At 66.4% G+C, this 26,116-nt stretch carries 22 protein-coding genes and 1 tRNA gene; 19 read left to right on the top strand and 4 right to left on the bottom strand.

What is annotated here, in order from left to right; genetic code table 11:
* Window positions 1-99: 99 nt before the first annotated feature.
* The 4 genes from KAJ83_RS15345 to KAJ83_RS15360 form a co-directional block, all read right to left on the bottom strand.
* A complete protein-coding gene (locus tag KAJ83_RS15345; protein WP_210682989.1) occupies window positions 100-255 on the bottom strand; it encodes a hypothetical protein in 156 nt (51 codons plus the stop codon).
* Between the two features lie 112 nt (window positions 256-367).
* Window positions 368-895: a molybdenum cofactor biosynthesis protein B gene (gene moaB, locus KAJ83_RS15350; protein ID WP_210682990.1), complete on the bottom strand. Its 528-nt coding sequence runs from the start codon at window positions 893-895 to the stop codon at window positions 368-370.
* A gap of 60 nt (window positions 896-955) precedes the next feature.
* Window positions 956-2,926, bottom strand: a complete 1,971-nt coding sequence (locus tag KAJ83_RS19695) for a lytic transglycosylase domain-containing protein (protein WP_210682991.1) — start codon at window positions 2,924-2,926, stop codon at window positions 956-958.
* Window positions 2,927-3,207: 281 nt separating this feature from the next.
* A complete protein-coding gene (locus KAJ83_RS15360) occupies window positions 3,208-4,170 on the bottom strand; it encodes a uracil-DNA glycosylase (RefSeq protein ID WP_246484691.1) in 963 nt (320 codons plus the stop codon).
* A gap of 140 nt (window positions 4,171-4,310) precedes the next feature.
* Here KAJ83_RS15360 and KAJ83_RS15365 point away from each other — a divergent pair, with 140 nt between their 5' ends.
* The 19 genes from KAJ83_RS15365 (at window position 4,311) to urtB (ending at window position 26,116) form a co-directional block, all read left to right on the top strand.
* Window positions 4,311-5,969, top strand: a complete 1,659-nt coding sequence (locus KAJ83_RS15365) for an electron transfer flavoprotein-ubiquinone oxidoreductase (RefSeq protein ID WP_210682992.1) — start codon at window positions 4,311-4,313, stop codon at window positions 5,967-5,969.
* A gap of 218 nt (window positions 5,970-6,187) precedes the next feature.
* A complete protein-coding gene (locus tag KAJ83_RS15370; protein ID WP_210682993.1) occupies window positions 6,188-8,143 on the top strand; it encodes a tetratricopeptide repeat protein in 1,956 nt (651 codons plus the stop codon).
* Window positions 8,144-8,154: 11 nt separating this feature from the next.
* Window positions 8,155-9,126: a 4-(cytidine 5'-diphospho)-2-C-methyl-D-erythritol kinase gene (locus KAJ83_RS15375; RefSeq protein WP_210682994.1), complete on the top strand. Its 972-nt coding sequence runs from the start codon at window positions 8,155-8,157 to the stop codon at window positions 9,124-9,126.
* Window positions 9,123-9,476, top strand: a complete 354-nt coding sequence (locus KAJ83_RS15380) for a (2Fe-2S) ferredoxin domain-containing protein (RefSeq protein ID WP_210682995.1) — start codon at window positions 9,123-9,125, stop codon at window positions 9,474-9,476. The genes KAJ83_RS15375 and KAJ83_RS15380 overlap by 4 nt, the downstream gene beginning before the upstream one ends.
* Before the next feature lie 121 nt (window positions 9,477-9,597).
* Window positions 9,598-9,672, top strand: a tRNA-Gln gene (locus KAJ83_RS15385).
* A gap of 674 nt (window positions 9,673-10,346) precedes the next feature.
* Window positions 10,347-11,432 (top strand): oxidoreductase, encoded by a 1,086-nt coding sequence (locus tag KAJ83_RS15390; RefSeq protein ID WP_210682996.1) that lies wholly within the window; start codon window positions 10,347-10,349, stop codon window positions 11,430-11,432.
* A 339-nt stretch (window positions 11,433-11,771) separates the two neighbouring features.
* Entirely contained in the window at window positions 11,772-12,224 is a 453-nt protein-coding gene (locus tag KAJ83_RS15395; RefSeq protein WP_210682997.1) for a hypothetical protein, read from the top strand.
* A 66-nt stretch (window positions 12,225-12,290) separates the two neighbouring features.
* Complete coding sequence (locus KAJ83_RS15400; protein WP_246484692.1) at window positions 12,291-13,697, top strand: PepSY-associated TM helix domain-containing protein; 1,407 nt, start codon at window positions 12,291-12,293, stop codon at window positions 13,695-13,697.
* 118 nt (window positions 13,698-13,815) lie between these two features.
* Window positions 13,816-14,175, top strand: coding sequence for a DUF2218 domain-containing protein (locus KAJ83_RS15405; protein ID WP_210682998.1), 360 nt, complete (start codon window positions 13,816-13,818; stop codon window positions 14,173-14,175).
* Between the two features lie 122 nt (window positions 14,176-14,297).
* Window positions 14,298-14,825, top strand: a complete 528-nt coding sequence (locus KAJ83_RS15410) for a sigma-70 family RNA polymerase sigma factor (RefSeq protein WP_210682999.1) — start codon at window positions 14,298-14,300, stop codon at window positions 14,823-14,825.
* 108 nt (window positions 14,826-14,933) lie between these two features.
* Entirely contained in the window at window positions 14,934-15,962 is a 1,029-nt protein-coding gene (locus KAJ83_RS15415) for a FecR family protein (RefSeq protein ID WP_210683000.1), read from the top strand.
* 130 nt (window positions 15,963-16,092) lie between these two features.
* Entirely contained in the window at window positions 16,093-18,408 is a 2,316-nt protein-coding gene (locus tag KAJ83_RS15420; RefSeq protein ID WP_246484694.1) for a TonB-dependent receptor, read from the top strand.
* A 33-nt stretch (window positions 18,409-18,441) separates the two neighbouring features.
* Complete coding sequence (locus KAJ83_RS15425; protein ID WP_246484695.1) at window positions 18,442-19,575, top strand: ABC transporter substrate-binding protein; 1,134 nt, start codon at window positions 18,442-18,444, stop codon at window positions 19,573-19,575.
* Entirely contained in the window at window positions 19,568-20,617 is a 1,050-nt protein-coding gene (locus tag KAJ83_RS15430; protein WP_210683001.1) for a FecCD family ABC transporter permease, read from the top strand. Before KAJ83_RS15425 ends, KAJ83_RS15430 begins: the two co-directional genes overlap by 8 nt.
* Window positions 20,614-21,408, top strand: a complete 795-nt coding sequence (locus KAJ83_RS15435; protein ID WP_210683002.1) for an ABC transporter ATP-binding protein — start codon at window positions 20,614-20,616, stop codon at window positions 21,406-21,408. The genes KAJ83_RS15430 and KAJ83_RS15435 overlap by 4 nt, the downstream gene beginning before the upstream one ends.
* A 217-nt stretch (window positions 21,409-21,625) precedes the next feature.
* Window positions 21,626-22,780: a transporter substrate-binding domain-containing protein gene (locus KAJ83_RS15440; protein ID WP_246484696.1), complete on the top strand. Its 1,155-nt coding sequence runs from the start codon at window positions 21,626-21,628 to the stop codon at window positions 22,778-22,780.
* A gap of 34 nt (window positions 22,781-22,814) precedes the next feature.
* On the top strand, window positions 22,815-23,423 hold the full coding sequence (locus KAJ83_RS15445; protein WP_210683003.1) for an ANTAR domain-containing response regulator: 609 nt from the start codon (window positions 22,815-22,817) through the stop codon (window positions 23,421-23,423).
* 470 nt (window positions 23,424-23,893) lie between these two features.
* Window positions 23,894-25,144: a transporter substrate-binding domain-containing protein gene (locus KAJ83_RS15450; protein ID WP_210683004.1), complete on the top strand. Its 1,251-nt coding sequence runs from the start codon at window positions 23,894-23,896 to the stop codon at window positions 25,142-25,144.
* Window positions 25,145-25,222: 78 nt separating this feature from the next.
* Window positions 25,223-26,116, top strand: coding sequence for an urea ABC transporter permease subunit UrtB (gene urtB / locus KAJ83_RS15455; protein ID WP_210683005.1), 894 nt, complete (start codon window positions 25,223-25,225; stop codon window positions 26,114-26,116).

The raw sequence follows: 26,116 nt of genomic DNA on the forward strand, positions 1-26,116 counted from the left end.
GGCTCGCTCCTTCCTTCTTTGGATACCGACATCTTAAACAGATGTCGGCGGGAGGGGCGGGCCATCCATAAAGGGGGACGTCTTGAGGCCTCGGGTCGCTTAAAGAATGTAGGTCGTGACGCCGAGGAGGATACAGAGAAGCATGGCGACCATGCCGGCAAGGGTCGCAACCCGACTGGCGGTCGGGTGATCCTTGCATGCATCGCCCGCCGCCCAACTGACGGCATCATGCGTGATCCAGCGCAACGATCTCATGGCACGCTTCCTCTCTTCACACGCCATCATATCGGGCGAGATGCGCGCCTGTGCAATTCAATGCCGTCCCCTCGCGCTTCCGGGGATGCTTACCCGGTCCGTGCCGGCCGGCCTATCGCTCCCGCAGGCGCGGCATCAGTTCCACGAAATTGCAGGGGCGGAAGCGGATGTCGAGCTGGTGATGCAGAATCTCGTCCCAGCCGTCCTTGCAGGCACCGGTGGAGCCGGGCAGGGCGAAGAGATAGGTGCCGCCGGCGAGGACGGCCATGGCGCGGCTCTGGATCGTGGAGGGGCCGATCTTGGCCGCGGAAATCCAGCGGAAATATTCGCCGAAGCCCGGAATCTCCTTCTCCGCGACGCGCTGGAACGCCTCCGGCGTCACGTCGCGGCCGGTCAGGCCGGTGCCGCCGGTGGTGATGACGCAATCGACGCCCGTGTCCGCGATCCAATGTTCTAGCTTGGCGACGATCGCATCGGCGTCGTCCTTCACGATGGCCCGGTCGGCGAGGACATGGCCGTCGGCGCGCAGCCGGTCGACCAGCGTTTCGCCCGACCGGTCGTTCGCCAGATCACGCGTGTCGGAGACGGTCAGGATCGCGATATGGACCGGCTTGAAGGGGCGGCTCTGGTCAATCGCCATGGAACGCGGAACCTTCCTCGGTCGAAAGATCGGGCGGACGGGGCGGGCGGGCGCGATCGTTCATTCCACGGCGATCGCCTGCTCCGCCACCTCGGCATCGTCGAGAGTCATATAGATCGGCCAGGCGCCGCCGATCAAGGCGTCGAGGGTCGGCGAGGCCTGGCCCAGCCGGTGCCGGTAGACCCAGAGATTGGCCATGACATGCTCGACATAGTCGCGCGTCTCGCGCGAGGGCAGGCTCTCGATGAAAAGCAGCGGATCGCCGTCATAGTCGATACGCTCGCGCCATTTGTTGAGATTACCGGGTCCCGCGTTATAGGCGGCGGCGGCATAGAACAGATTGCCCTCGATGGAGGGATCGCCCATCAGCATGCGGATATAGCGCTGGCCGAGCGAAAGGTTCAGCGACGGCTCATAGAGCGCCGCGCGCTTGACGCCGCGATAGCGTTCTCCCGCCACCCATCCGGCGGTCGCCGGCATGAGCTGCATCAGGCCGCGTGCCCCGGCGTAGCTCTTGGCGCGGGCGCGGAACCGGCTTTCCTGCCGCACGAAAGCGTAGATCAGCGCGCGATCCACGCTGAACCCGTCCATCGGCCGCCATCCCGGCAGCGGATAGAGCGCGGCGTCCAGCCATGCCCCGTCGGCTTCCGCCATGTCGCGGCCGACGCGATAGGCCAGGTCGGCGAGCCCGGCCGCGTCCGCGAAGGCCAGCAATGTGTTGGCCATCGCCGGCGGCAGCGCATCGGTGAAGCGGCGAAGCTCCCCGTCGGCGCGCTCGGTCTGGCCGACCTCGATCAGCGCGATCGCGCGCCGCGCGGCCGGGATGCGTGTCAGCAACTCCACCTCGTCCTTGCCCAGGGCGGGTAGCGAGAAATCCAGCGCCGGTTGCTTGCCGAGCGACCGCGTGGCGAGCAGCCCATAGAAGCTTCGCGGAACCTCGGCCGCGTGGCTCAGCATCGGGTTGACCTGTTCCGGCATGCCGCCGACGAGCGCCGCGCGCGCCGCCCAATAGCCGCCCGCCGCCCGGTCCCATCGCGCCGCCGAGGGCGAGTGGGCAAGACCCGAGAACAGATCGAAGGCGGTTTCATATTTCCCGGCGCGCCATGCCGCGAGACCGCCCCACCATTGGGCCAGCGCGGCCCCGTCGGGGGAAAGGCTTTCCGCGCGCTCCGCCACCGCGATCGCCTCCGCGTCCTTGTGGTAGCGGAAATAGCCGCGCGCGACCACGCCGAGGCTTTCGGCGAAGGCGGCCGGCGTGAAGAGGTCCCGGTACTTCGGCTGATCCAGATAGTCCAGCGAATGGGTGACCGATCCGCGCTGCACCCAACGGCGGATCTGATATTGCGCCTTGCGGATTTGGCCGCGTTCCCAGCCCGACTTCCCGGCGAGTGGGTCCGGTCCCGTCAGGCGGCGCGCCGCCTGCCCCTCGGGCATCTCCGGAATGCCGATACGCTCTATCCCCGGTAACGAGACGGAGCGCGGCTTCTCCGGCCATTTGTAGTTGGGCGGCCGACGCTTGAGGGCGAGGCGGTAAATCCGTTGCGCCCCCGGGTGGTCGGCATACTCGGCCATCCAGCCCTTGAGTTCCAGATAGGTGGACCGCCAAGCGGTGGGGTGCATATAGCGCTGGAACAGCACATGCCCCATCAGCAGATCGTCGTCCAGGGTGGCGATCAGTCGATCGGCCTCCTGCATCCGGCCGGCATTCTGCAAGTCGAAGATTCGGGCGTAGCGCGTCCTGTCCTCGTCGCCCAGAATATCGGGAAGCTTGGCATGGCCGCTCGCGGTCCCTTCGGCGCGCTCGCCGTTCGTGAAACGGCCGGGAAGCAGGGCGGCGCTCTCGGTCTGGGGCGGATCGATCTCGAACCGGTTGGAGAGGTCGTCGGCGACGGCCGGCCTCGGTTCCGTGGCCGTGGCCAGGAATAGACCGATGGCGGCGACCGCGCCCAGGCGCAACGCCACGCGCGCGCCCCTAACGGCCAGCACGCGGCGGGACCGCGCGGCGACGAAGCCGGAACGAATGGAAGGCACTGAAACTTGTCCCCTCAAATCTCGTATTTCGGCCAGTGCGCGAAACGGCAAAATGCCTTCATGCACGAGCCAAAAAACCGCCACAAATTTAGGTGAAAGCCCGCGCTTATACAAGCGGCCCCGGGTCGTTCCAAGATCGATCGGGGGGAATGTGGGCTGGACGCGCCTATCCCGTTGGTGCCGGAAGGGGGCGATTGGGCGGATTCTTGAGGGCAGGCTGTTCGGGGGGGCAGGCTGTTCCGGCCAGGCTTTTCCTTGCCGGAAGCGGGCGCCGCGATATGTCAGCCGTTCGGTGTGTCCGCCGTATCCCCGTCGATCAGATCCAGGTCCCGCATTCGGCGCTGCAGTGACAAGAGATCGCGCCAGGCAAGGCGCTTCATCGCCGGGCTGCGCAGCAGATAGGCCGGATGGAAGGTCGCCAGGGCCGGAAGCGTTCCGACCTCTCCGCCCGCGTCATAGTCGAACCACCGGCCGCGCAACTTGGTGATTCCCTGTTCGGTGCCGAGGAGCGATTTAGCCGACTTTCCCCCGACGAGCAGCAGGATCTTCGGCCGGACGAGTTGGATGTGCCGCGCGATGAAGGGGCGGCAGGCGGCGACCTCCGCGTCGGTCGGCGTCCGGTTCCCCGGCGGCCGCCAATAGAGCACGTTGGTGATGTAGAACCGCTCCCGGTTCAAGCCGATGAAACCCATCATGCGGTCGAGCAATTGGCCGGAAACGCCGACGAAGGGCTTGCCCTGCATGTCCTCGTCGCGTCCCGGCGCCTCGCCGATCAGCATCACGTCGGCGGCGGGGTTGCCGTCGCCGAAAACGAGGTTCGTCGCCGTTTGCTTGAGTGGACAGCCGTCGAAGGATTCAAGGGCCGCGCGCAATTCCTCCAGCGTTCCGCAAGCGCCGGCCGCGCGGTTTCCAAGGGCCGCCGCCTCGGCGGCGCCAAGGGGAGCGTCCTCCGACGTTTGCCCCCGCGCCGTGGGGGAGGGCGTCCTTGGGGAAGCGGGCGCCTTGGATGGTGGCGGGGAGGGATGGGGCGCGGGCGTCGCCGCCGCGGGGCGTCGGCGGGCGGCGGCCGCGGCCTCGCTCGCCGCGAAACGGTCGAGGGGGGCGGTTCCCGTCGCTTCGTCCGCGCCCATCGCGATCTGCCAGGCGAGCATGGAGAGCGCCGCCTCCCGCGCCGCCCCCGTCAGGGGGGGCGCATCGAAGGATGCCACGTCGCTTTCCCGCATGTTCTGGTCGTCGCCGGTCATTGTCGCGTTCGGCTCGGTCTATAGGGTGGTGCGCGAACACAAGCCTAGCACGGCGCATCTTGGAACCGCATCCGGGTTCGTCTAGAACGTGGGCTGGATAGAGACAAGGGATCATCCGGGATTATCGGGGAAGTATCGAGATGAGCGAGTCCGCCGAACGCGAAAGCATGGAATATGACGTCGTCATCGTCGGCGCCGGTCCCGCCGGACTGGCGACAGCGATCCGGCTGAAGCAGCTCGAACAGGAGACGGGTCGGGAGATCGCCGTGTGCGTCCTGGAAAAGGCGGGCGAGGTCGGCGCGCACATTCTATCCGGCGCCGTGCTGGAGCCGCGCTCGCTGTTCGAATTGCTGCCGAACGCGATCGAGGACGGCGCGCCGCTCGACACGCCGGCGAAGGAGGACACGTTTCTCTATCTGACGGAGAAGGGCTCGCTGAAGCTGCCGACCCCGCCACAGATGCAGAATCACGGTAATTACATCATCTCGCTCGGTAATCTCTGCCGCTGGCTGGGGGAGCAGGCGGAGGCCCTGGGCGTCGAGATCTATCCGGGCTTCGCGGCGGCCGAGGTGCTCTATCACGACGACGGCTCGGTGAAGGGTGTCGCGACCGGCGACATGGGCGTCACCAAGGATGGCGAGAAAGGCCCGATGTATCAGCCGGGTATGGAGTTGCATGCGGCCCAGACCGTCTTCGCGGAAGGCTGTCGCGGTCATCTCGGCAAGGAATTGCTTCGGCGCTTCCAACTTCGCGAGGAAGGCCGGTTCCAGACCTACGGCATCGGCATGAAGGAGTTGTGGGAGGTTTCGCCGGAGAAATCCAAGCCCGGTTCGATCGTTCATACCTGCGGCTGGCCGATGGACAGCAAGACCTATGGCGGTTCCTTCCTTTATCACCTGGAGGGCAACCTGGTCTCGGTCGGCTATGTGATCGGGTTGGATTACGAGAATCCCTACCTCTATCCCTATATGGAATTCCAGCGCTTCAAGCATCATCCGGAGATCGCCAAGGTGCTGGAAGGCGGGCGTCGCCTGTCCTATGGCGCCCGTGCGCTCAACGAGGGCGGCTGGCAATCGGTGCCGAAACTGACCTTCCCGGGCGGCGTGCTGGTCGGGTGCGAGGCCGGTTTCCTCAACGTGCCGAAGATCAAGGGCACGCACACCGCGATGAAGTCCGGCATGGTCGCGGCCGAAACGCTGTTCGCCGCGTTGAAGCCCGCGGAGGAGGGGGCGGACTCCCCGCGCGAGGTCGTCGCCTTCGAGGAGGCGATGAAGAAGAGCTGGGTCTGGGACGAGCTTTATAAGGTCCGCAACGTGCGCCCGGCCTTCAAATGGGGGTTGTTCGCCGCGATCGCCTATTCCGCGCTGGATACCGTCATCCTGCGGGGCAAGGCGCCCTGGACGTTGAAGCATCACGGGCCCGACCACGCGGTTCTGAAACCCGCCGCCCAGTGCGAGAAGATCGACTATCCGAAGCCGGACGGCGTGCTCAGCTTCGACCGGCTGACCAACGTGTCCTTCACCAATACCAATCACGAGGAGGATCAGCCCTGCCACCTGACCCTCAAGGACGCGTCGGTACCGATCGAGCGGAACCTGCCGGAATTCGACGAGCCGGCGCAGCGCTATTGCCCGGCCGGCGTCTATGAGGTGGTACGGGACGATTCCGGCGCGCCTGCCTTCCAGATCAACGCGCAGAACTGCATCCACTGCAAGACGTGCGACATCAAGGACCCGGCCCAGAACATCCACTGGGTCACGCCTCAGGGCGGCGAGGGGCCGGTCTACGCCAACATGTAAGGGACCGGACGGTTCCGATCCGATGGCGTGAATCGTGGTCGGGGCGGAGGCGCCGCCGATCATGGGGAGCTGTGCGTGTCGCGATCCGCCGGCTGCCGGCCGGAAGACGCCGTCGCTACGGGCTTTCTACCGCGCGTTTCCTTGCTATATGGTTGGGCTATATGGTTGGAGGCGATGGAAACGCACGACCAATCCGACAGCGCGATGGGAGCCGCCGAATGATCCGAAAGCTTGGAATGAGCGTCGCCGTTCTGGCCGCCATGGCGGCGTGCGCCGGGTCGGGTCCGGTGGAGCGGGCGCTGGCTTTCGAGCGGAACGTCGGTGGCGCCGTGCCGGCGATGATCAAGGTCGCCGACGCCACGGGCCAGAGCGTGTCGGAGCTTACCGGGGCCGTCGGGGATAGTGGTTACGGCGCCTATCTCGCCGGCCGGCATGCCGAGGGGATGAGCGATTTCGGCGCGGCGGCGACGTTGCTGGACCGGGTGCTGGAAGAGAATCCGGAGGACCCGCGCCTGATCCGCCGGGCCTTTCTGGCCAATGTGAATGCCGGGCGTTTCGAGCGCGCGGTCGAACTGGCCCGGAAGATCGATTCGCAAAGCCCCATCGGCATGGGGCTCGCCACCTTGATCGAGAGCGCGGACGCGTTGAAACGTGGCGACTATGCCGAGGCCGCGCGCCTCGCCGATGCGGCGGAGCGGACGGGGCTGTCGCGCTATGCCGCGCCGATCTTCGCGGCCTGGGCGCGCGCCGCCGCGGGCGAGACGGACGCCGCGATCGAGGCGCTGTCGGAGATCGATGCCGATAGCGGTTTCGGTCCATTACTGGCGCTGCATACCGGATTGATCCAGAAGCAGGCGGGACGTCTCGATGCGGCACTGCGGACCCTGACGCCGGTCATGCCGGACTCGGTTGGGCCGGACTCGGTCGGGCCGGATTCCTCGCCGACCGATGAGGCCCCGACCGACGGCGCCCAGACGAATGGGGGGGACGATGCCGCCGGTTCGGATATGGGCGGAGAGGGCGAGGCCGCCGCGCGTGCCGAGGCGGTGGCGCGCATGCCGGTACGCATGGTGCGCGCCTATGCCCGTGTTCGTCTGGCGAACGGCGCCCCGGCGGCGGAAGTTCTCGCCATGATGCGTGACTACGACGGCGCGAATCCCGGCGTCACGATCATCGAGCGCGATATCGCCGCGCTGGAGGCCGATGGGACGCTGGAGGATCTCGTCGTCGGCCCGGCGGCGGGTGTCGCCGAGGGGCTCTATCACCTCGCCTCCAGCGTTCAGCGGCAGGCGGAGGGCATCGCGCTCGGCTATGGCCGGCTCGCCGTCTTCCTCGATCCGGGGATGGAGCTTTCCCGTCTACTCGTGTCGGAAATCCTGGAATCCCGGGGGCGTCACGCGGAGGCGATCGAGGAACTCAGGATGGTGCCGGAAAGCTCCGACTATGCCTGGTCGGCGCAGCTCGCGGTCGCGGATAATCTGATCGAACTCGACCGCGATGCCGAGGCGGCGGCGCATCTGGAACGGATGGCGACGACGCGCCCGGACGATATCGACGCGCTGATGAAGCTCGGCTATCTGATGCGCCTGCGCGAACGGTTCGACGAGGGGGCGGACGTCTATGCCCGCGTCCTCGACCGGATCGAGACGATCCGGCCGGAACATTGGCTCGTTCTCTATTATCGCGGCATCACGCTGGAACGCACCGACCGCTGGCCCGAGGCGGAGGACGCCTTCCTCAAGGCGTTGGACCTGAAGCCGGGCGACCCGTACGTCCTCAACTATCTCGGCTATAGCTGGGTCGATAAGGGCATGAACATCGATCGCGCCAAGGAGATGATCCGAGACGCGGTCGCGCAGCGTCAGAACGACGGCTATATCGTCGATAGCCTGGGATGGGTTCAGTACAAGCTCGGCAATTACGAGGAGGCCGTGCGCCATCTGGAACGCGCGGTCCAACTTCGCCCTCAGGACCCGGTCATCAATGATCATCTGGGCGACGCCTATTGGCGTGTCGGGCGCCGGTTGGAGGCACGCTTCCAATGGGACCGCGCGCTCAGCCTCGATCCCGACGAGGAATTGGTGGAGACCATCGACGACAAGCTCGACAGCGGCTTGGAGACCGACCCGGAATCCGGGGTGGGCGCCGAATCGGATGGCGCCGAGGCCAATTGACCGGGGCGGCGATGCACGACTTCGCCGCGGCGAAGCTCAACCTCACCCTTCGTATCCTCGGACGGCGGGCCGACGGGTATCATGAATTGTCCTCTCTGGTCGCGTTCGCCGATATCGGCGACCGGGTAAGCGTGGCGCCCGCCGATGCGCTGACGCTCGCGATCGACGGGCCGGCGGCGGGCGCGCTCGCCGATTTGCCGACCGACGACAATCTGGTCATGCGCGCGGCCCGGGCATTGAAGATGAAGATGGGGCAGGGGGAGACGGGCCTACCTGCCGGGGCGGCCTTGCGTCTGGAGAAGCATCTGCCGGTCGCGAGCGGGATCGGCGGCGGTTCGGCCGATGCGGCGGCCGCCTTGCGCCTGTTGTCGCGTCTGTGGAGAATCGCGCCGGACCCCGGCGGGCTGGCCCGGCTCGCGCTCGCGCTCGGCGCGGACGTGCCGGTTTGCTTGACGGGTCGGCCCGCCCGGATGGAGGGGATCGGAGAGGTCGTAACACCCGCCGGGCCGATCGCCCGTGATCCGGCGCCGGGCGTCCTGCTCGCCAATCCGGGCGTGGCGACACCGACCGGCGCGGTCTTCGCCGCGCTCGACGCTCCGACGTTCGCGCCGGACGGGGAAGGCGTGCGCCGGGACCATTGCGCGCCGCTTGGTCCCACCCTCGACGATCTGGTCGCGGCCATATCGCCGATCGGCAATGATCTGAGCGAGGCCGCCTGCCGCGTGACGCCCGCGATCCGCCGCGTCATGCAGGCCTTGGAGATCCTGCCGGGCGTGGCCTATGCCGCCCTTTCGGGCAGCGGCGCGACGTGCTTCGCCCTGTTCCGGGACCGCGCCGCGGCGGGGCGCGCGGCCGATATCCTTCGCGCGGCGGAGCCCGGCTGGTGGATCGCGGCCGGCCGGCTTCTTTCCGGGGTCGAACCGGACGGTGGGCCGTTGGGGTTGGGCCGGGGGGATATCGGCCGGGGGGAGGCGGCGCCGTGACCGGCGGCGATGCCAACGATCGCTCGCCCAGGCGACTCCTGGTCTGCGTCAATCCGGTCGGCGGCGCGAACAAACCCTGCTGCGGCGGCGATCGCGGTTCGGAAAGCCTGGCGGCGACCCTGGAACGCGAAATCGCCGCGCGCGGCATCCGCTGCGGGCTGGCGCGCATCCATTGCCTCAACAAATGCCTGAAGGGCCCGGCGATGCGTCTCGCGCCCGGCGGCGATTTTCTTCTCGGCATGACGGCGGCGGATCTTCCGGCGCTGCTCGACCGGCTGGAAGCCGAATGCGGCACCGAGACCGGGGGCGACGCGGGCGGACTGCCGCCGGGGCTCTATCCCGGCGCCTGACCGGAAACCTGACCCGAAGATTGGCCCGAATGCTGAATCGACCACGGGCAGGATGTCACGATCTTGCGGCCCCGGAAGCGATCCCATAGAGTGCGCGGCATTCCACGCGGCGATCCGCGATTGGGGCGTAGCCAAGCGGTAAGGCAGCGGTTTTTGGTACCGCCATGCGCAGGTTCGAATCCTGCCGCCCCAGCCATCCCTCCTGGATCGGCCATCCCTCCCGGGCCGGCCGTCCCTCCCGGAATGGACTGAACCCTCGACCACTCCGTCGGAGGAGTTGTCCCGCCCCGTTTCGTTCGTCCAGCGATAATCGCGGTGGAACGGAAACGCCCATGGCGCAAACGGGTGTCCGTATCCGCCGGAGGTGGCCGCGGCGATGCTTTCCAGACGGAGATGAACCGGGACGGCTCCATCCGTGCGCGAGCGACACGACGACAATCCCCTTCTTTATCGCTCCGGCGTCGAGACTTGCCAAAAAAGAGTTCCGCTGGATACTGCTCCGCACTGGGAAGACCTTCGGCGCGATCATGGGATGATTTTTGCGCGGCAGGACTCTGCCGTCGGGATTCGAGTACCTTGCCCGAGTATCTTGTAAGAGGGTCGCGAACATGTGTGGGAATCGATGGATCGGCCTTTTATGATCACTCAGGAAATCCATCGGCCGAAGTCCAATCAAGACGGTGCCCACTTCGAGAACATCACGGACGAGATCGTAACCGTCGCCTCCCGGCGGACGGCGATAGCATGCGTGGGCGTCAGCGCGACTTCCTCCATGTCTCGGTTGAGACGGCGGCGCGTCGCGCCCGGCAGCATCTTGTTCAATGCGGTCACTTCAATGGGGTCAAACGGACCTGAGATCGGAGCGTTGTCATGGCAGAATTGTTCGATCCTTTCACGCTGAACGCGATGCATCTGAAGAATCGCGTCGTCATGGCCCCGATGACCCGCGGCCTGTCGCCTGAATGGTTGCCGACATCCGAAAGCGTCGCCTATTACCGCGCCCGGGCCGAGGGCGGCGCCGGTCTGATCATATCCGAAGGCGTGGCGCCGGACCTCGGGTCCAGCCATGGTGAACGAGACGTTCCGGTCGTGCTTGGGGAACGCGCCGTGGATGCTTGGCGCGCCGTGACCGATGCCGTGCATCAGGCTGGCGCCGCGATGGCTTGCCAGCTTTGGCATGTTGGGGCTTTCCGGCGGATCGGGATCGGACCCACCCCGGACGCGCCGGTGCTTTCCCCTTCCGGTGTTCCGGTATGGCCGGAGGTTACGCCGGACGTGATGAGCGACAATGATATCGCCGATGCGATAGAGGCATTTGCCAAATCCTCGCGCGCCGCCGTCTCCGCGGGTTTCGACGCGGTCGAGGTCCATGGCGCGCACGGATATCTGATCGATCAATTTCTTTGGTCGCAAACGAACCGTCGGTCGGACCGCTATGGCGGTGGCCCGCGTGAGCGTGGCCGGTTCGCGGCCGACGTCGTTCGCGCGGTGCGACGCGAGGTTGGCCCGGATATTCCCATCCTGTTTCGGTTCTCGCAATGGAAGCGGCATGATTTCGAGGCATGGAATGCGGATTCGCCCGATATGCTGGGGGCGTTGTTGGAGCCGGTCTCCGAGGCTGGGGTCGATTTGTTCCATGCGAGCACCCGCCGCTATTGGGAACCGGCTTTTCCCGATGCCGGTCCCGAGGGACTCGCGGCCTGGACGCGCCGTTTGACGGGAAAGCCCACGATCGCGGTGGGCAGCATCGGTCTCGACGACGTTTCACGCCAAAACGCCAATCCCGTCGATTTGAATGATTTACAGGATCGGTTGGCGGCCGGGGAATTCGATCTCGCCGCGCTCGGACGTCAATTGCTCGCCGATCCGGAATGGCCGAACAAAGTCGCCGCCGGACGCCTGTCCGATGTGAAGCCGTTTAGGCGCGCTCATATCGATTGGCGCGATTCACCGTAAGCCGGCGCCTCGTTGTTCAGGCCGCTCCGTCTTGACGCGCAAGATGAGGGCGGTCGTCCCGCGGGGGTCCTCGGGATTTCCCTGGAGAACAAGCGCTGGGTCGATGACGGCGATGACGGGCCGTCGCCGGAACGGCTCGGGGCGGGTGCTGTGAAGACGAAGCTGGGTCGTGACGCCTTTTGAACTGCGGGGATGGGAAGTCCCCGCGTTTCCCGTGCCCATCGGGGCCATCAGGCCCGTGACATTATCGGATGTGGCCTCGGGGCGCATGTCCGCCATGCGGCGGATGCGCGCGGCTGTCGATTTCCGGTGCGGCGCGTTTCCGCCCGTGGCAATAGCATGTCCATGATCGGCGCGCGCGCATATCGGACCAGCCGGCGGCGGCGTGGCGGCAGGGGGCTTTCCCTGCTGCTTGCGCTGTCGCTGGTGCTGGGGCTGCTCGGGCCCGTGTCGGGGACGCTGCCCTTGCCGTCGCGGGATGGCTTCATCCCGATCTGCACGGGCAGCGAGATCGTCTATATCCCGATCGCGGAGGCAGGCCTCGTCCGCTCGGCGGAACAGGGGCAATCCGCGCCCGCCACCGATCCGACTACCGATCCGACTACCGATCCGACCACCGTGCCGTGCCCCTGGTTCGTGCCGTTCCATGCCGTGGCGATGCCATCGGTCGCGAGCGTGCATGTCCCCGTGGCCTATGCGGTCCCCCATTTCCGGTTGGCGGACAGCGCGCCCGCGGGCCGGTTTCTTTCCAGATCATTCCGGGCGAGAGCGCCACCGCCTGCCGGCGTGTGAGCGACCCGAACCCCATCAATGCCGCGCCCGACCACGGGCGGCGGCACCTCTTGCCATGGAATGACGATGATGAGCACCACAACCACCGCGCCGGGGGCATCCGTCTCCGCGCTCTATCGCGCCGTATGGCGCTGGCATTTCTATGCGGGACTGATCGTCCTGCCCTTCATGATCCTGCTCGCCGTGACCGGCGCGCTCTATCTCTTCAAGGACGAGATCAACGATCGTCTTTACGGCGGTCTCCGGCAGGTCGAACCGGCGGCGACGGTGCCGCTCGCGCCCTCGGACATCGCCATGCGGGCGCTCGCCGCGCATCCCGGCACGCTGAAGGCCTACCACCCGCCGGCCGCGTCCGACCGGTCGGCCGAGGTGAAGATCGTGGGCGCGGACGGCGTGCGGAACGTCGTCTATGTCGATCCCTATAGCGGCGCGGTCCTGGGAAGCACATGGGACGGCGGTTTCACGGGATCGCCCCTGATGTGGACGATCCGGAAGCTGCACAGCCTCGACTATGTCGGTTGGTGGGGTAACCGGATCATCGAATGTGTCGCCGGCTGGGCCGTGCTTCTGACGGTGACCGGGATCTATCTCTGGTGGCCGCGCGGCCGGAAGGTCGGCGTACTGCGTCCCCGGCGGACGCGGGGGCGCCCGTTGTGGCGCGACCTGCACGCGGTGACGGGCGTCTATACGGCGGGCTTCATCCTGTTCCTGGCGATGACGGGCCTGCCCTGGTCCGGGGTCTGGGGTAAGCGATTCTACGACCTGTCCTATGCCGTGGGGCTCGGCATGCCCGATGGCTATTGGGGCGACTATCCGACCAGCACGGTCCCGACCGGAGAGGCCTTGGACCGCGCGCCCTGGATATTGGAACATCAGCCCATGCCGGTGTCCGTCTTGTCGGCGGATGGGGCGCATGGGGCGCACGGCGAGGCGGCGGCGGACGTGGCGAACGGGGTGCCGGCCGGCCTGGATGCCGCCGTCGGCACGGTCGAGGCGATGGGCATCCATCCCGGATATGCCCTCGCCATGCCCGGCGGAGCGGAGGGGGTATTCACCGCCTCCGTCTATCCGGACGACATTTCGCAGGAGCGGGTGATCCATCTCGACCGATATACGGGCGACGTTCTGTTCGATATGGGGTTCGCGGATCTAGGCGCTCTTGGCCGCGCGGCGGAATGGGGCGTCAGCGTCCATATGGGGCAGGAATTCGGTTTGGTGAATCAAATCCTGCTGCTGCTTGCCTGCGTGGCGATCATGCTGATGGCGGTTTCCGCCGTCGTCATGTGGTGGAAGCGCCGGCCGGCCGGGTCGCTCGGCGCGCCGGTCCCGCCGATGGATTGGCGCGTTCCGAGAGCCGTTCTCGCGATCGCCATAGCCGCCGGGCTCTTCTTCCCCTTGGTGGGGCTCAGCCTGCTCGTCGCGCTCGCGATCGAGCTTACCCTCTCCCTGGTGGCGCGCCGCGCGCCGGGGTAAGGGCCGGGCCGCGTCCGGTCATCCGGCATTGCCCGGACGCGGCCTGTCCTTCCGTGCGGCAATTCGGCCATGGGGGCTTCCCAAGAGGGGCCGCATGATGTCTATGCCGGGGCAGGGAATGACGACGAAAAGGGAGATGGAATCCATGTATTACGGCACCGGAAGCGTGGAGACGGAGAAGGCGAGCCGCTATCTCCAGCAGCTCTGTAAGCATTTCGGGCATAAGATCCCGGCCGAATTCGATGAATGGTCGGGCCGGCTGACGTTCGAGCCGGGCCTGTGTCTGTTGCGCGCGACGGAAGGGCGCCTCGACGTCTATTGCGTGGCCCGGGAGGATGAGAAGCTGGAGATTTTGCGCAAGGTGATGGGTGATCATTTCGAACGCTTCGCCTGGAAGGACTCGCTGACATTCACCTGGACGGAAGGCCTTGCGGGTGATGCGCCGGAATCGGTAAGGGCGGCGGTGGTGGAGGAATAGCCCTGTCCTTGGGGGCGGCGATCTTGCATCACGGGCGGTTCGGAGGTAGACAGCAACTGCGAATTAGTCGCAATAAAGGGCGTTGAGGCCCATACGCGTCCCCTATCGAGGATTTCCCAGGCGTGTCGCGCGACCCGACGATACTGGCTCTGTACAGCGCGCATCGGGCCGATCTGGTCAACTACGCCAGCGCGATCCTGGGCGACCGCGCCCATGCGGAGGATGTCGTTCAGGAAGCCTATCTGCGTTTCAGCGACGCCGCGCGGGAAAGGCCGCTGGACGAGCCGCTCAATTATCTCTATCGCATCGTGCGCAACCTGTCGCTCGACGTTCACCGGCGGCTCGGCCGGGAACGGTCGATGCAGGTGCAGGGCGAGGAAGGCGAGCGCGCGGCGGTCGCCGACCCCGTCGCCTCGCCCGAGGCGGTAGCCGTCGGGCGGGAGGAGATCCGTCTGATGAACCGGGCACTGGCCGAACTGCCGGAGCGCACGCGCCTCGCGCTTGAAATGCACCGGTTCGGTGGTCTTCCCTTCAAGGCGATCGCGGCGGAGTTGGGCATCTCGGTCGGGTTGGCGCATCTATTGGTGGTGCAGGCGCTGGATCATTGCCGGCAAAGGCTGGCGCGCGCGCGGCCGGGGGACAAGGATTGAACGCCGCCGCCGCTCCATCGTCTATTCATCGGGTAGGGATGCATGCCCGGGTCCCGATGCGCGTCGGCGCATGGGGCCGTTCGGATTTTTCGTAAGGAGACCGCCGCGGTGACGGGTGATCCGAGAGAGCCGGGAAGCGCCGCCGAATGGATGGCGGCTCTGATCGAGACGCCGGAGGACCCTGAGCAACTGGCCCGATTCGAGGCATGGCGCGATCGCGCGCCGGAGAATGCCCGCGCTTGGCGGGAGATGACGCGCGCCTATGTGGTGCTGGGTCATGTCGAGCCGCGATATGCCGACAGATGGGGCGACCGGGGGACCGATGGGGAACGGGAGCCGGTGCCTCTTCCCACGGAAGCCGCGTCGCGTCCGCGTCGCGTCCGGGCCGGCACGTCCCATGCCCGATCCGGACGCGGTCGGCGGCATGGGCGGATTGCCGCAGCCGTGGCGGCCTGCGCCTGCCTGCTTCTGGCGGCCGTTCTGGTCGCGCCGGGGGGGACCTCCTTTCCGGATGCGGACCACGCGACGGCGCGGGCGGAGATCGGGCGTATCGTTCTTCCCGACGGCAGCCTCCTGCATCTTGCCCCGGAGAGCGCCGTCGATATCGCCTACGAGGATGCGCGGCGAACCGTGCGGTTGATCGAGGGGCGGGCCTTCCTGGAAGTGGAAGCCGATCCCGCGCGCCCCTTCCTGGTGGAGGCGGAGGGCCTCTCGACACGGGTTCTGGGCACGGCCTTCGAGGTGCACCACCATGGATCGCGCGCTTCCGTCGCGGTGCGCGAGGGGACGGTGGCGGTGCGCGCCGGTCAGGGCGAATGGTCGCTCTCCGCCGGTGAATGGGCGCGCCGCCTGGCCGATGGGTCGGTGACGCGCGGGCGCATGGCGGCCGATCAGGTGGCCGCATGGGTGGATGGCCGATTGGTCGCGAAGGACCTGTCGGTCGAGGAATTGGTCGAGGAGGTCGCGCATTATTACCGGGGCACGATCCTGGTGCGCGGCGAGACCTTGTCGGAACAGCCGGTTACGGGCGTTTTCGATCTGACCGACCCGGCGGGCGCGGTTTCCGCGATCGCCGCGGGCCAGGATGCGTTCGTTCTCGATCTCTCGCCGATCGCGCTGGTCGTCCTGGGTGAGTGATCGGACGGCCCCGCGAAAATTTCCAAATTTTTTTGAATGTCCCCCGATCGGCGGACGTCATTCCTGCGAGGTCTGAGATTGAGACGCATTAGCGCGCGGGCCGAGGCTTGGTGTTTTGGAGGGGATTTTCATGCCCATGACTTATCGACGGACGACGCGGGCGCGCGGCATGGCGCGGGCGCTTGCCATCACGACGACCCTGACCGGGGCGGCCTTGACCGGGGCGGCACTGACCTGGGCGGGGGCGTCCGCCGCTGCCGCGGATCAGGTCGTGCGCACGGATGGCGGCGCGATCAGGGGCGTCCAACTCGCCCAATCGGGCCAGCAGATCGATTTCGACATCGCCGCGCAGCCGCTTGCCGACGCACTGCCGGCCTTCGGACAGCAGGCGGGCGTCCAGGTCTCGGCTCATGGCGATCTCGTCCGCGATGTCATGACGCCGGGCGTTCAAGGCACGATGAGCGTCGAAGCCGCCTTGATGCGTCTCCTGGCCGGCACCAGCCTCGATTTCCGGCGCGAGGATAACGGCGCGATCGTGCTGACCCGCCGGGAGGCGAGCGAGGATGGCGTGCGGAGCCTCGGGCCGATCATGGTCGAGGGGGCGGCGGTTTCCGACCCCCTGGCCGGGGCGGCCGACCGGGCCGGGTCAATCACCGTCGGGCGGGAGGCGCTGGAGCGGCGCAACCCCGCCAACATGAAGGATGTCTTCGCGGGCGAGACCGGTGTCTCCGTCGGCGGCGGCATCCCGCTCAGCCAGAAGGTCTATGTCAACGGCGTGGAGGAAACGAACCTCTCCGTCAGCATCGACGGCGTGCGTCAGAACAACAAGGTCTTTCACCATAACGGAACGACCGTGATCGACCCCGCCCTGCTGAAGCAGGCGCGCGTCGACCCGGGCGTGGCGCCGGCGGATGCGGGGCCCGGCGCGCTCGGCGGGTCGATCGTCTACGAGACCGTCGATGTGGATGACGTGCTGGCCCCTGGCCGGTCGGTCGGCGGCTTCGCGACGATGAGCTTCGATACCAATGGGGAAACCTTCACGAACAGCACCTCCGCCTATGGCCGGAGTGGCGGCTTCGAGGTGCTGGGCTTCGTCAAGCGCGCCGATGGCGGCGACTATGAGGGCGGGGACGGCACGACCATTCATGGTACTAGCGCGAAGATGCTGAGCGGCCTTGCCAAGACCGGCTATGAGAGCGCGAGCGGCCATCGCGTCGAGTTCTCCGCCGAGCAGGTCCGCGACAACGCCAAGCGCCCCTATCGCGCCAATATGCGCGATCTGACCAACCGCAACGATCCGCTCGTGCGCACCTACGACCTGACCCGGAACAACTATACCGCCACCTACGGCACGCCGGACGCGACCGGGCTTTGGGACCCGCGCGCGGTCCTGGGCTACAGCGCGACGGAAGTTCTGGTCCCGACGCCGTTCGACAGTATCGGCACGACCTCCAGCCTCTCGGGCAAGCTGGAGAACGCCTTCAACCTCAGCGAGACGGACAGTATCACCGCCGGCGCGGATTTCTATAACGACATGGCACGCTACGAGGACCCGACGGTGCGCGGTCTGGAGGAGGAGGTCGACAATTACGGCCTCTACGCCCAGGCCCGGTTGGAGCCGCTGGAGGCCTTGCGGCTTTCCTTCGGCCTGCGCGGCGACTACCAGAATTTCGAGGGAATCGACGGCACGGAAATGAACGACGGCGGCCTCAGCGGCAACGGGTCGCTCGCCTATGACGCGACCGATTTCCTGACGCTGCGCGCCGGCTATTCGAATGTTTGGGGCGGGGTCGCGCTGGCGGAGAACTATATCTTCAACCAGAACTGGGCCTATGCGACCGACATCAAGGGCGTTCGGGCCGAGAACTATACCGCCGGCTTCGATGTCGATCACGCGGGCTTCACCTTCAGCGCCGGTGTGTTCCGCAGCGAATTCGAGAATGCCCGCGACGCGACCTTCGGGGGCTCGCCGGCCGATACGGTCGATTTCCAGACGCGTGGCTATGAACTCGGCGCCGGATACGATTGGGGGCCGGGCTTCGTGAAGGCCAGCTATACCGACAGCAAGATCGAGGTGAACGGCGCGCCGGGCAGCACCTTCAATACACAGTATCGGGGTACCCCGTTGGGCCGGATCATCGCGGTCGAGGCCGCGCACCGTTTCGACGAGATCGGTGTGTTGGTCGGCGGTACCATCGACGCGGCCCTCACCAACACCGAGACGGTGGACGCCGGCGGCGCCAAGCAGGAGATGTACCGGGTCTATAACCTCTATACGGAGTACGAGCCCGAGTTCGCCAGTTTCCTGACGCTGCGCGCGGAGGCCAACAATATCCTCGACGAGGAATATGCCGATCGCGCGACCTACGGGCAGGACTTCGCGACGGTGGCACCGTTGCTGGAACAGGGCCGGTCCTTCCTGTTCCGGGCCCGCGCCGAGTTCTAGCCGAAACCGGGGGTATCCTTGAAAATACGGGCGTTGGCGGGACGCATCCCGCGCTTCGCGCTCGCACTGGCGGCGGTCGTCCTGGGGGCGGCCGCCGTCGCGCGCGCGGAACCCTTGACGGTAACCGACCTCGCCGGCCGCACGGTCACGATCGAGCGGCCGGTCGAGCGTTTCGTGATCGGCGAGGGACGGTATCTCTCCGTCCTTTCGCTGCTGCGCCCGGACGATCCGGCGGCGGGGCTGGTCGGCATGATGAGCCCCGTCGGTTGGACCGATCCGGGGCTCGAGGCGGCATTGCTCGACCGGTTCCCCCATGTGGGGGAAATTCCACTGTTCGGCGCGGCCAGCGCCGCCAGCCTGTCGGTCGAGAAGATGATCGATCTGGCGCCGCGACTGGCGATCCTGGGGTTGAGCGATCATGGCCCGGGCGCGCGCAACGCCGAAGTGATCGAGCAATTGGAAAAGGCGGGCACGACCGTCGTCTTCATCGATTTCCGTGCCGATCCGATCGACAACACCGTGCCCTCGATCGCGCTGTTGGGGAAACTCCTGGGTGCGGAGGCGCGGGCCGATTCCTATATCGCCTTCCACCGGGCGGAACGCGCGCGCATCGAGGAACGCCTGACGGGGTCGATCGACAGGCCCAGCGTCTTCCTGCAGGTTCATCCCGGACGGCGCGATTGCTGCTGGGGCATGGCGGACGGCATGCTCGGCCCCTTCGTGACGGCGGCGGGCGGGCGCAACATCGCGGACGCCGTCGCCCCCGGGCCGACCGCCCAGCATACGGAGGAGTTCCTGCTGGTCGAGGACCCGGACATCTGGATCGGCACCGCCTCCGGCACGGCGGAGGAGTTCCGCGAGGGCAAGGACCCCGTCGCGCTGGGCCATGGCCTGAGCCCCGCGCAGGCGCGCGAAAGCCTCTCCCGTTACTTGAAGCAACCGGCCTTCGCCGCGCTCGGTGCCGTCCGGGACGGCCGGGCGCATGCGATCTGGCACGGTTTCTACAATTCGCCCTTCAATATCGTGGCGCTTCACGCATTCGCCGGGTGGCTGCATCCGGACCGTTTCCCCGATGCCGATCCGCGGGCGCTCTATGATGAGATTCACCGGCGGTTCCTGCCTTTCCCGCCCTCAGGCACCTATACGGCGAGCCTTGCGGATGAGTGAGCGCGAGGCGACGCTTCTCAACCGCTTCACACGGATAAAGCGGCGGCGGGTCCATCTGGCGTTCGCCCTCGCCCTGGGCTTGATCGCCGTTTTCCTTCTGGATTTGTCGGCGGGGCCGGCCGCGCTCGGCCTCGGGGACATCGTGCGGGGACTTTTCGATCCGGGGTCGCTTGAATTGCGGGACCGGATCATCCTGTGGGACGTGCGCCTGCCGGACGCCCTGATCGCGTTGGCGGTGGGGGCCGCGCTGGGGTTGGCGGGGGTGGAGACGCAGACGATCCTCGACAACCCGCTCGCCAGCCCCTTCACGCTCGGCGTGTCGTCGGCCGCCGTCCTGGGAGCCAGTGTCGCCATCGTCCTGGCCCCGTCTATCCCGGCCGTGCCGGATCATGCGATCCTGCCCGCGCTGGCGCTGCTTTTCGCGCTTGCCTCCGGCGGGTTCGTGCTGCTGGTCGTGCGCGTTTCGGAAGGATCGCGGGAGACCGTCGTGCTGTTCGGGATCGCGTTAGTGTTCCTGTGCAATGCGCTGACGGCGGGCTTCCACATGGTGGCCGAGGCCGAGGCGGTGCAGCAAATCGTCTTCTGGACCATCGGCAACCTGACCAAGGCGGGTTGGGCGGAGGTCGCGATGGTGTTCGCCTGCGTCGCCGTCATCCTGCCCTTCAGCCTGCGCCATGTCTGGCTTTTGACATTGCTGCGCGGGGGCGAGGCCCATGCCCGCAGCATGGGGATCGACATCGCGCGCCTGCGCACGATGGTGATCCTGCGCAGTTCGGTCCTGGCGGCCTTCGCGGTCTGTTTCGTCGGGGCGATCGGCTTCATCGGACTGGTCGCCCCGCATCTGGCGCGCCTGATGTTCGGGGAGGATCACCGGCTTTTGGTGCCGGGCGCCGCGCTTTGCGGGGCGTTGGTGCTCTCGGCGGCCTCATATCTGTCCAAGGCGCTGGTGCCTGGGATCATCATTCCGGTCGGCATTCTGACCGCCGTCGTGGGCGTGCCGGTCCTGTTGCTTCTGTTGTGGCGCGCGCGGAGGCGGGCATGACCGGGCGTTTCTCCGTCTCCAACCTCGGCGCGCGCTATGGGCGGGCCGTCGTCTTGCACGATGTGGCCCTGCCCGCGCTTCGCGATGGAGAAATGCTGGGGATTCTGGGCCCCAACGCCTCGGGTAAATCGACCCTGATGCGCCGTCTGACGGGGGAGATGCCGGGACCCGGCGATATTCTTCTCGACGGTCGGACGCAGCGGGAGCACGGCCGTGAGGGGTGGCGCCGCGCCGTGGCGGCGGCACCGCAGACTCCGCCCGCGCCATCGGCCCTGATGCCGACGGAATTGATGTGGAGCACGGCGCGCGCGCTGGGGCTGGCGCTGTCGGATGCGGAACTGGCCGCCCGAATCGAGGGGATTTTCGACGAGTTGGGGCTGGGCGCGGTCGCGCTGTCGCCGCTCGCCACGCTTTCCGGTGGAAAGCGGCAATTGGTCGGCCTCGCGCTTGCCCTTGTCCGGAACCCGACCCTCCTGCTGCTGGACGAGCCGACATCGGCCCTCGACCTCCATTGGCGGCTCGCGGTGCTCGACCTCGTGCGTCGGCGGTTGCGCGCGCAGGGCGGTCTGGTGGTGGCGGCACTGCATGATCTCGATCTGGCGGCGCGCTATTGCGACCGGCTGGCGGTCCTGCATGAGGGCCGTGTCCTGGCGGCGGGGTGCCCGGCGGAGGTGCTGACGCCCGATCTGCTGGCGCGGGTTTATCGTGTCGAGGCGGAAGTTTCCGCCGACCCCGAAGGACGCCCCGTCGTCCGTGCCTTGCGAGCGATCGATCCGGGTAAGGGGGATTGAGAGTCTCCTTGCCCGCGTGCCCGCGGCGAATGATCTTAGGAATTGCGCCGGCGCGCGCGATCGTTCTTAATTGCCGTGTGTGGAGTTGAGGATACGTTTCTCGTCGGCGTGGGTTTGGACCGCCGCCATGGGGCTATCGCCGGATGGTCGCCTTCCCGGATGACAGGGTGGCTTTCGGCGCGCTATCACACCCCATGGTTGGCATGACGAGGAACAGATGATGTCGCAGAGCGACGGCGCCCCGCTCAAGGTCGGGGTCCTATTCTCGAGAACCGGGGTGACGGCTGTCGTCGAGCGCACCCAGCTCAATGCCGTTCACTTGGCCGTCGACGAGATCAACGCCGCGGGAGGCGTTCTCGGCAGGCCGGTCGAAATCGTCGAATATGATTTGGAATCCTCACCCAAGGTGGCGGAGGCGCGCGCGCGCGACCTGCTCGAGACCGACGGGGTGCGGCTGATCTTCGGCTGCTACATGTCCTCGACCCGGAAGGCGGCTCTGCCGGTGGTGGAGAAATATCGCGGCTTGCTGTTCTATCCAACGCTCTATGAGGGGTTCGAGTTCTCCTCGAACTGCATTTATTCCGGCGCGGCGCCCAATCAGAACATCGTCCCGCTCGCCCGGTATTTGATGCGCGAATATGGCAATGAATTCTATCTGGTGGGGTCCAACTACATCTATCCCTACGAGACCAATCGGATCATGCGCGATTTCATCACCGCCTTCGGCGGCAAGGTGCATGAGGAACGCTATATCCCGCTCCGCCCCTCGGAGGATGAACTCCGCACCGTGGTGACGGATATCGCGCGCTTCCCGGGGTCGACCATCATTTCCACGATCGTCGGCGACGGGACGACCGGCTTCTATCGCGAATGCCGGCGCGCCGGTTTCGATCCCGCGACCATGCCGATCGGCAGTCTGACGACGGGCGAGGCGGAGGTCGCGGCCATGGGCGCGGAGGCCGCCGAGGGCCATATCACCTCCGCCCCCTATTTCCAGACCCTGGATACGGTCGAGAATGCGCGGTTCCGGGACGCCTATCAGGCGCTGCACGGCGCGGCGGCGCCGATCTCGGCCTGTACCGAGGCGGCCTATATGCAGGTGCACCTCTTCGCCCGCGCGGCGGAGCAGGCGGGATCGACCGAGCCCGGAGCGATCAAGCGCGCCTTGCCGGCGTGTCCCTTCAAGGCCCCGCAAGGCATGGTCAGCGTCGATGCGGAGAACAATCATACCTATCTATGGCCGCGTATCGGCCGGGTCGATTCGAGCGGCCGGTTCGCGATTCTGGAGGACAGCAAGGCGGCCGTGCGGCCGGACCCCTATTTGATTAATCCCGCGGAGGAGGATTGGTCACGGCGCGCCTCCCACGGCTGATACCGTGCGCGCGCCGGCGACCGGTCGGCAAGCAATGTCTGGGGCTCTACTCAAGGATCTTCGTGATCTGTCGGTCACGGTACTCCATCCGTCCGATACGGACGGGGAGTCGCTGGTCAGTCACCTGCGCCGTATCGGTTGCCGGGTCGACCCGCGCTGGCCGATCCCGGAGGAGCCGCCGGAGCCGACGGACATCCTCATCACGACGGTCGATCGGGACGTGCATGATCAGGTCAAGGCGCTGATCAAGAAATTCGGCGAGCCGAAGCCGGCGATTATGGCGGTCGTGAACTATGAGAACCCGGCGACGCTGCAACTGGTGCTGGAGATGGAGGCGCTCGCCGTCATCGGGAAGCCGATCCGGCCCTTCGGTTTGCTGACGAACCTGGTGTTGAGCCGGAACCTGCTGCTTTCCCAGCGCACGGCGGCGGAGCGGATTCGAAAGCTGGAGGCCAAGATCGCCGGCCAGAAGAAGATTGCCAAGGCCAAGTCGATCCTGATGGAAACCCAGGCGCTGAGCGAGAAGGAAGCTTATGAATCGCTGCGCGCGCAGGCAATGGCCAAGCGGATTTCGATGGAGCAGATCGCCGTCGCGATCATCAATGCAAATGAGCTCTTGAGTTTCCGATTGAAGGGTGATTAACTTTATTGTGCAGAGCAACAAAGATGTTGCTCTCGCGACGGCAAGGAGGCCTGTGGCGCCACGATGGTGGCGCACGGGCCTTTTTTTGTTTTGGCGGGTCGTGTGCCCGCCCTGATTGAACGCCGATACCTCGCGCATGGCTGGCCAGTCCCGAATCTTCGGGCCGGTCCGGGTGCGCCGGCCGGGTGATCCGGCAAGGCGTTCGGTCGTATCGAGCAGAGCATCCAACCGGGCCCGGATCGGGCCCGAACCGGGCAACGACGCCGGTCGCCACGGCCATGCGAGGCACGCGGCACGCGCGCTCCCCGGACCATCGGCAACGCCGCCGATCATCAGCGAAAAACAAATGCTTTTCAGGGCGCAAGGGGCCTTCGGGCCCTCGATGCGGAACGTATCCCCTTCTCTACACGGACGGGTATGCATGCGCCAGGGACGGGCTTCAACATGAACAGGAAGTGGAGTTACGGGTCATGAGCATCTCACGTCGTAAATTCTTGCAGAGTTCGGTCATCGCCGGCGGCGCGGCGGCGACCGCGCCCTATTACTTCATGCGCTCGGCCAGGGCGGCCGACGAGTTGGAGGTCGGGGTGCTGTTCTCGCTGACGGGCGGCCTCTCGATCGTCGAGAAATCGCTCGCCGACGCGACCCTGATGGCGATCGAGGAGATCAATGCCGAGGGCGGCGTCATGGGCAAGATGATCAAGCCCGTCGTGGAGGACGGCGCCTCCGATCCGAAGACCTATAACGAGAAGGCCTCGAAGCTGGTGATCCAGGATCGCGTGCCGTCGGTCTTCGGCTCCTACACCTCGGCCAGCCGCAAGGCGGTGCTGCCGGTGTTCGAGAAGCGCCGGAATCTCTATTTCTACCCGACCTATTACGAGGGTTTCGAGTGCTCGAAGAACGTCGTCTATACCGGCGCCGTTCCGAACCAGCAGCTTTCCAACTTCATCCCCTGGATCGTCGAGAACCTGGGCAAGAAGAAGTTCTTCATCGTCGGCTCCAACTATATCTATCCGCGCGAGATGGCGAAGGTCAGCAAGATCCTGATCGAGCAGGCGGGCGCCGAATGGGTGGCGGACGAGTATCTGGAACTCGGCCATTCCGAATGGGGCGCGATGGTGAAGAAGATCAAGGACAGCGGCTGCGATGTCGTGTTGTCCAACGTGGTCGGCGACTCGGTCGTCGCCTTCTATCGCGAGTTCAAGAACCAGGGCCTGACGCACGACACGCTGCCGATCTGCGCGACGGTCACCTCCGAGATCGAGATCGCGGCGATGGGGGCCGAGTTCGCGGCCGGCAGTTTCACCTCCTTCCCCTATTTCCAGGCCATCGACACCGATGCCAACCAAGCCTTCGTCGAGCGTTACCGGAAATATGTCGGAGACGCCAACGCGGTGACGCACCACGCGCTCGAGAGCAGCTATTTCCAGGTCTATCTCTGGAAGCAGGCGGTCGAGAAGGCGGGCGAGGCCACGCCGGAGGCGATCCGCGAAGGGGTGAAGGGACAGGTCTTCGACGCGCCGAACGGCACGGTCACGGTCGATCCGGAGAATCTGCACACCTACCTCACCCCGCGCATCGCGCAGTGGGACGACAAGGGGCAGGGCACGATCGTCGATGCCTATGACGCGCCGGTGCGCCCGCTGCCCTATGTCGCCTATGGGGAAACCAGCGAGAACCTGTTCTGCACGGCCAGTGGCCTCGACACCTCGAAGCTCTGATCCGATCAGCGGTACCGACGGCCCCGGGGGTGCGCGCCGCGCGCCCCCGGACGGGCCGCGACCAGGAGGATTCCCGCGATGGCCGACGTCATCTTCATCGGTTTGTCCCTGTCATCGATCCTGCTGCTGATCGCGCTGGGTCTGACGATCATCTATGGGGCCATGGGCGTCATCAACATGGCGCATGGCGAACTCGTGATGATCGGGGCCTATACGGCCGTGATGACCGGGATCTATCTCGGTTTCAATCTGATCGCGGCCTTGCCCGTCGCCTTCCTGGTGGCCGGCGGGATCGGGTTCCTGATGGAACGGGCGGTGATCCGGCATCTGTATGGGCGGTTGCTCGACACGCTGCTCGCCACCTGGGGGATCGCCATTATCCTGAAGCAGGCGATCCGGCTGGAGTTCGGTCTCAGCTTCCTCGACATTCATATCGACGGACTCGGCACCGGGCTTCAGAACGTCGCCATCCCGGCGTTCCTTAATCAGCCCTGGTCGATCGGCGGGATCGAGGTGCAGTCCTATCGCACCTTCATCATCCTGCTGACCGTCTTCCTGGCGTTGGTCACATGGTTCCTCATGTACCGGACCAGCTACGGCATCCAGGTGCGCGCGATCATGCGCAACGCCGACATGGCGGCGGCCTGCGGGATCGACGTCAAGAAGGTCTCATCGCTCACCTTCGCCTACGGCTCCGGCCTCGCGGGCGTGGCGGGCGTGATGATGGCCGGTTTCAAGACGGTTTCGCCGGACATGGGGTCCTCGCTGGTCGTGGACGGCTTCCTGGTCGTCGTGGTGGGTGGGGTCGGCAGTCTGCTGGGCTCCGTCGCCTCCGCCGGCTTCCTCGGTCAGGTCAACGGGATATTCGCCACCTACAGCAACGACATCCTGGCGCGCGCCGTCGTCTTCGGCGTGGTGATCCTGATCATCATGTGGCGCCCCCAGGGCCTTTTCTCCTTCAAGGGACGGTAA

Origin of the sequence: Marivibrio halodurans (assembly GCF_017963645.1) — a bacterium.
In the GTDB taxonomy this organism is placed as follows: domain Bacteria; phylum Pseudomonadota; class Alphaproteobacteria; order UBA8366; family Aestuariispiraceae; genus Marivibrio; species Marivibrio halodurans.

Bases quoted from the DNA above. Each gene is read 5' to 3' on its own strand.
- KAJ83_RS15345 (WP_210682989.1), bottom strand. From the start codon at position 255: ATGAGATCGTTGCGCTGGATCACGCATGATGCCGTCAGTTGGGCGGCG.
- moaB (WP_210682990.1), bottom strand. From the start codon at position 895: ATGGCGATTGACCAGAGCCGCCCCTTCAAGCCGGTCCATATCGCGATC.
- KAJ83_RS15360 (WP_246484691.1), bottom strand. From the start codon at position 4,170: ATGACCGGCGACGACCAGAACATGCGGGAAAGCGACGTGGCATCCTTC.
- KAJ83_RS15365 (WP_210682992.1), top strand. From the start codon at position 4,311: ATGAGCGAGTCCGCCGAACGCGAAAGCATGGAATATGACGTCGTCATC.
- KAJ83_RS15370 (WP_210682993.1), top strand. From the start codon at position 6,188: ATGATCCGAAAGCTTGGAATGAGCGTCGCCGTTCTGGCCGCCATGGCG.
- KAJ83_RS15375 (WP_210682994.1), top strand. From the start codon at position 8,155: ATGCACGACTTCGCCGCGGCGAAGCTCAACCTCACCCTTCGTATCCTC.
- KAJ83_RS15390 (WP_210682996.1), top strand. From the start codon at position 10,347: ATGGCAGAATTGTTCGATCCTTTCACGCTGAACGCGATGCATCTGAAG.
- KAJ83_RS15395 (WP_210682997.1), top strand. From the start codon at position 11,772: ATGTCCATGATCGGCGCGCGCGCATATCGGACCAGCCGGCGGCGGCGT.
- KAJ83_RS15400 (WP_246484692.1), top strand. From the start codon at position 12,291: ATGATGAGCACCACAACCACCGCGCCGGGGGCATCCGTCTCCGCGCTC.
- KAJ83_RS15405 (WP_210682998.1), top strand. From the start codon at position 13,816: ATGACGACGAAAAGGGAGATGGAATCCATGTATTACGGCACCGGAAGC.
- KAJ83_RS15420 (WP_246484694.1), top strand. From the start codon at position 16,093: ATGCCCATGACTTATCGACGGACGACGCGGGCGCGCGGCATGGCGCGG.
- KAJ83_RS15430 (WP_210683001.1), top strand. From the start codon at position 19,568: ATGAGTGAGCGCGAGGCGACGCTTCTCAACCGCTTCACACGGATAAAG.
- KAJ83_RS15435 (WP_210683002.1), top strand. From the start codon at position 20,614: ATGACCGGGCGTTTCTCCGTCTCCAACCTCGGCGCGCGCTATGGGCGG.
- KAJ83_RS15440 (WP_246484696.1), top strand. From the start codon at position 21,626: ATGATGTCGCAGAGCGACGGCGCCCCGCTCAAGGTCGGGGTCCTATTC.
- KAJ83_RS15445 (WP_210683003.1), top strand. From the start codon at position 22,815: ATGTCTGGGGCTCTACTCAAGGATCTTCGTGATCTGTCGGTCACGGTA.
- KAJ83_RS15450 (WP_210683004.1), top strand. From the start codon at position 23,894: ATGAGCATCTCACGTCGTAAATTCTTGCAGAGTTCGGTCATCGCCGGC.
- urtB (WP_210683005.1), top strand. From the start codon at position 25,223: ATGGCCGACGTCATCTTCATCGGTTTGTCCCTGTCATCGATCCTGCTG.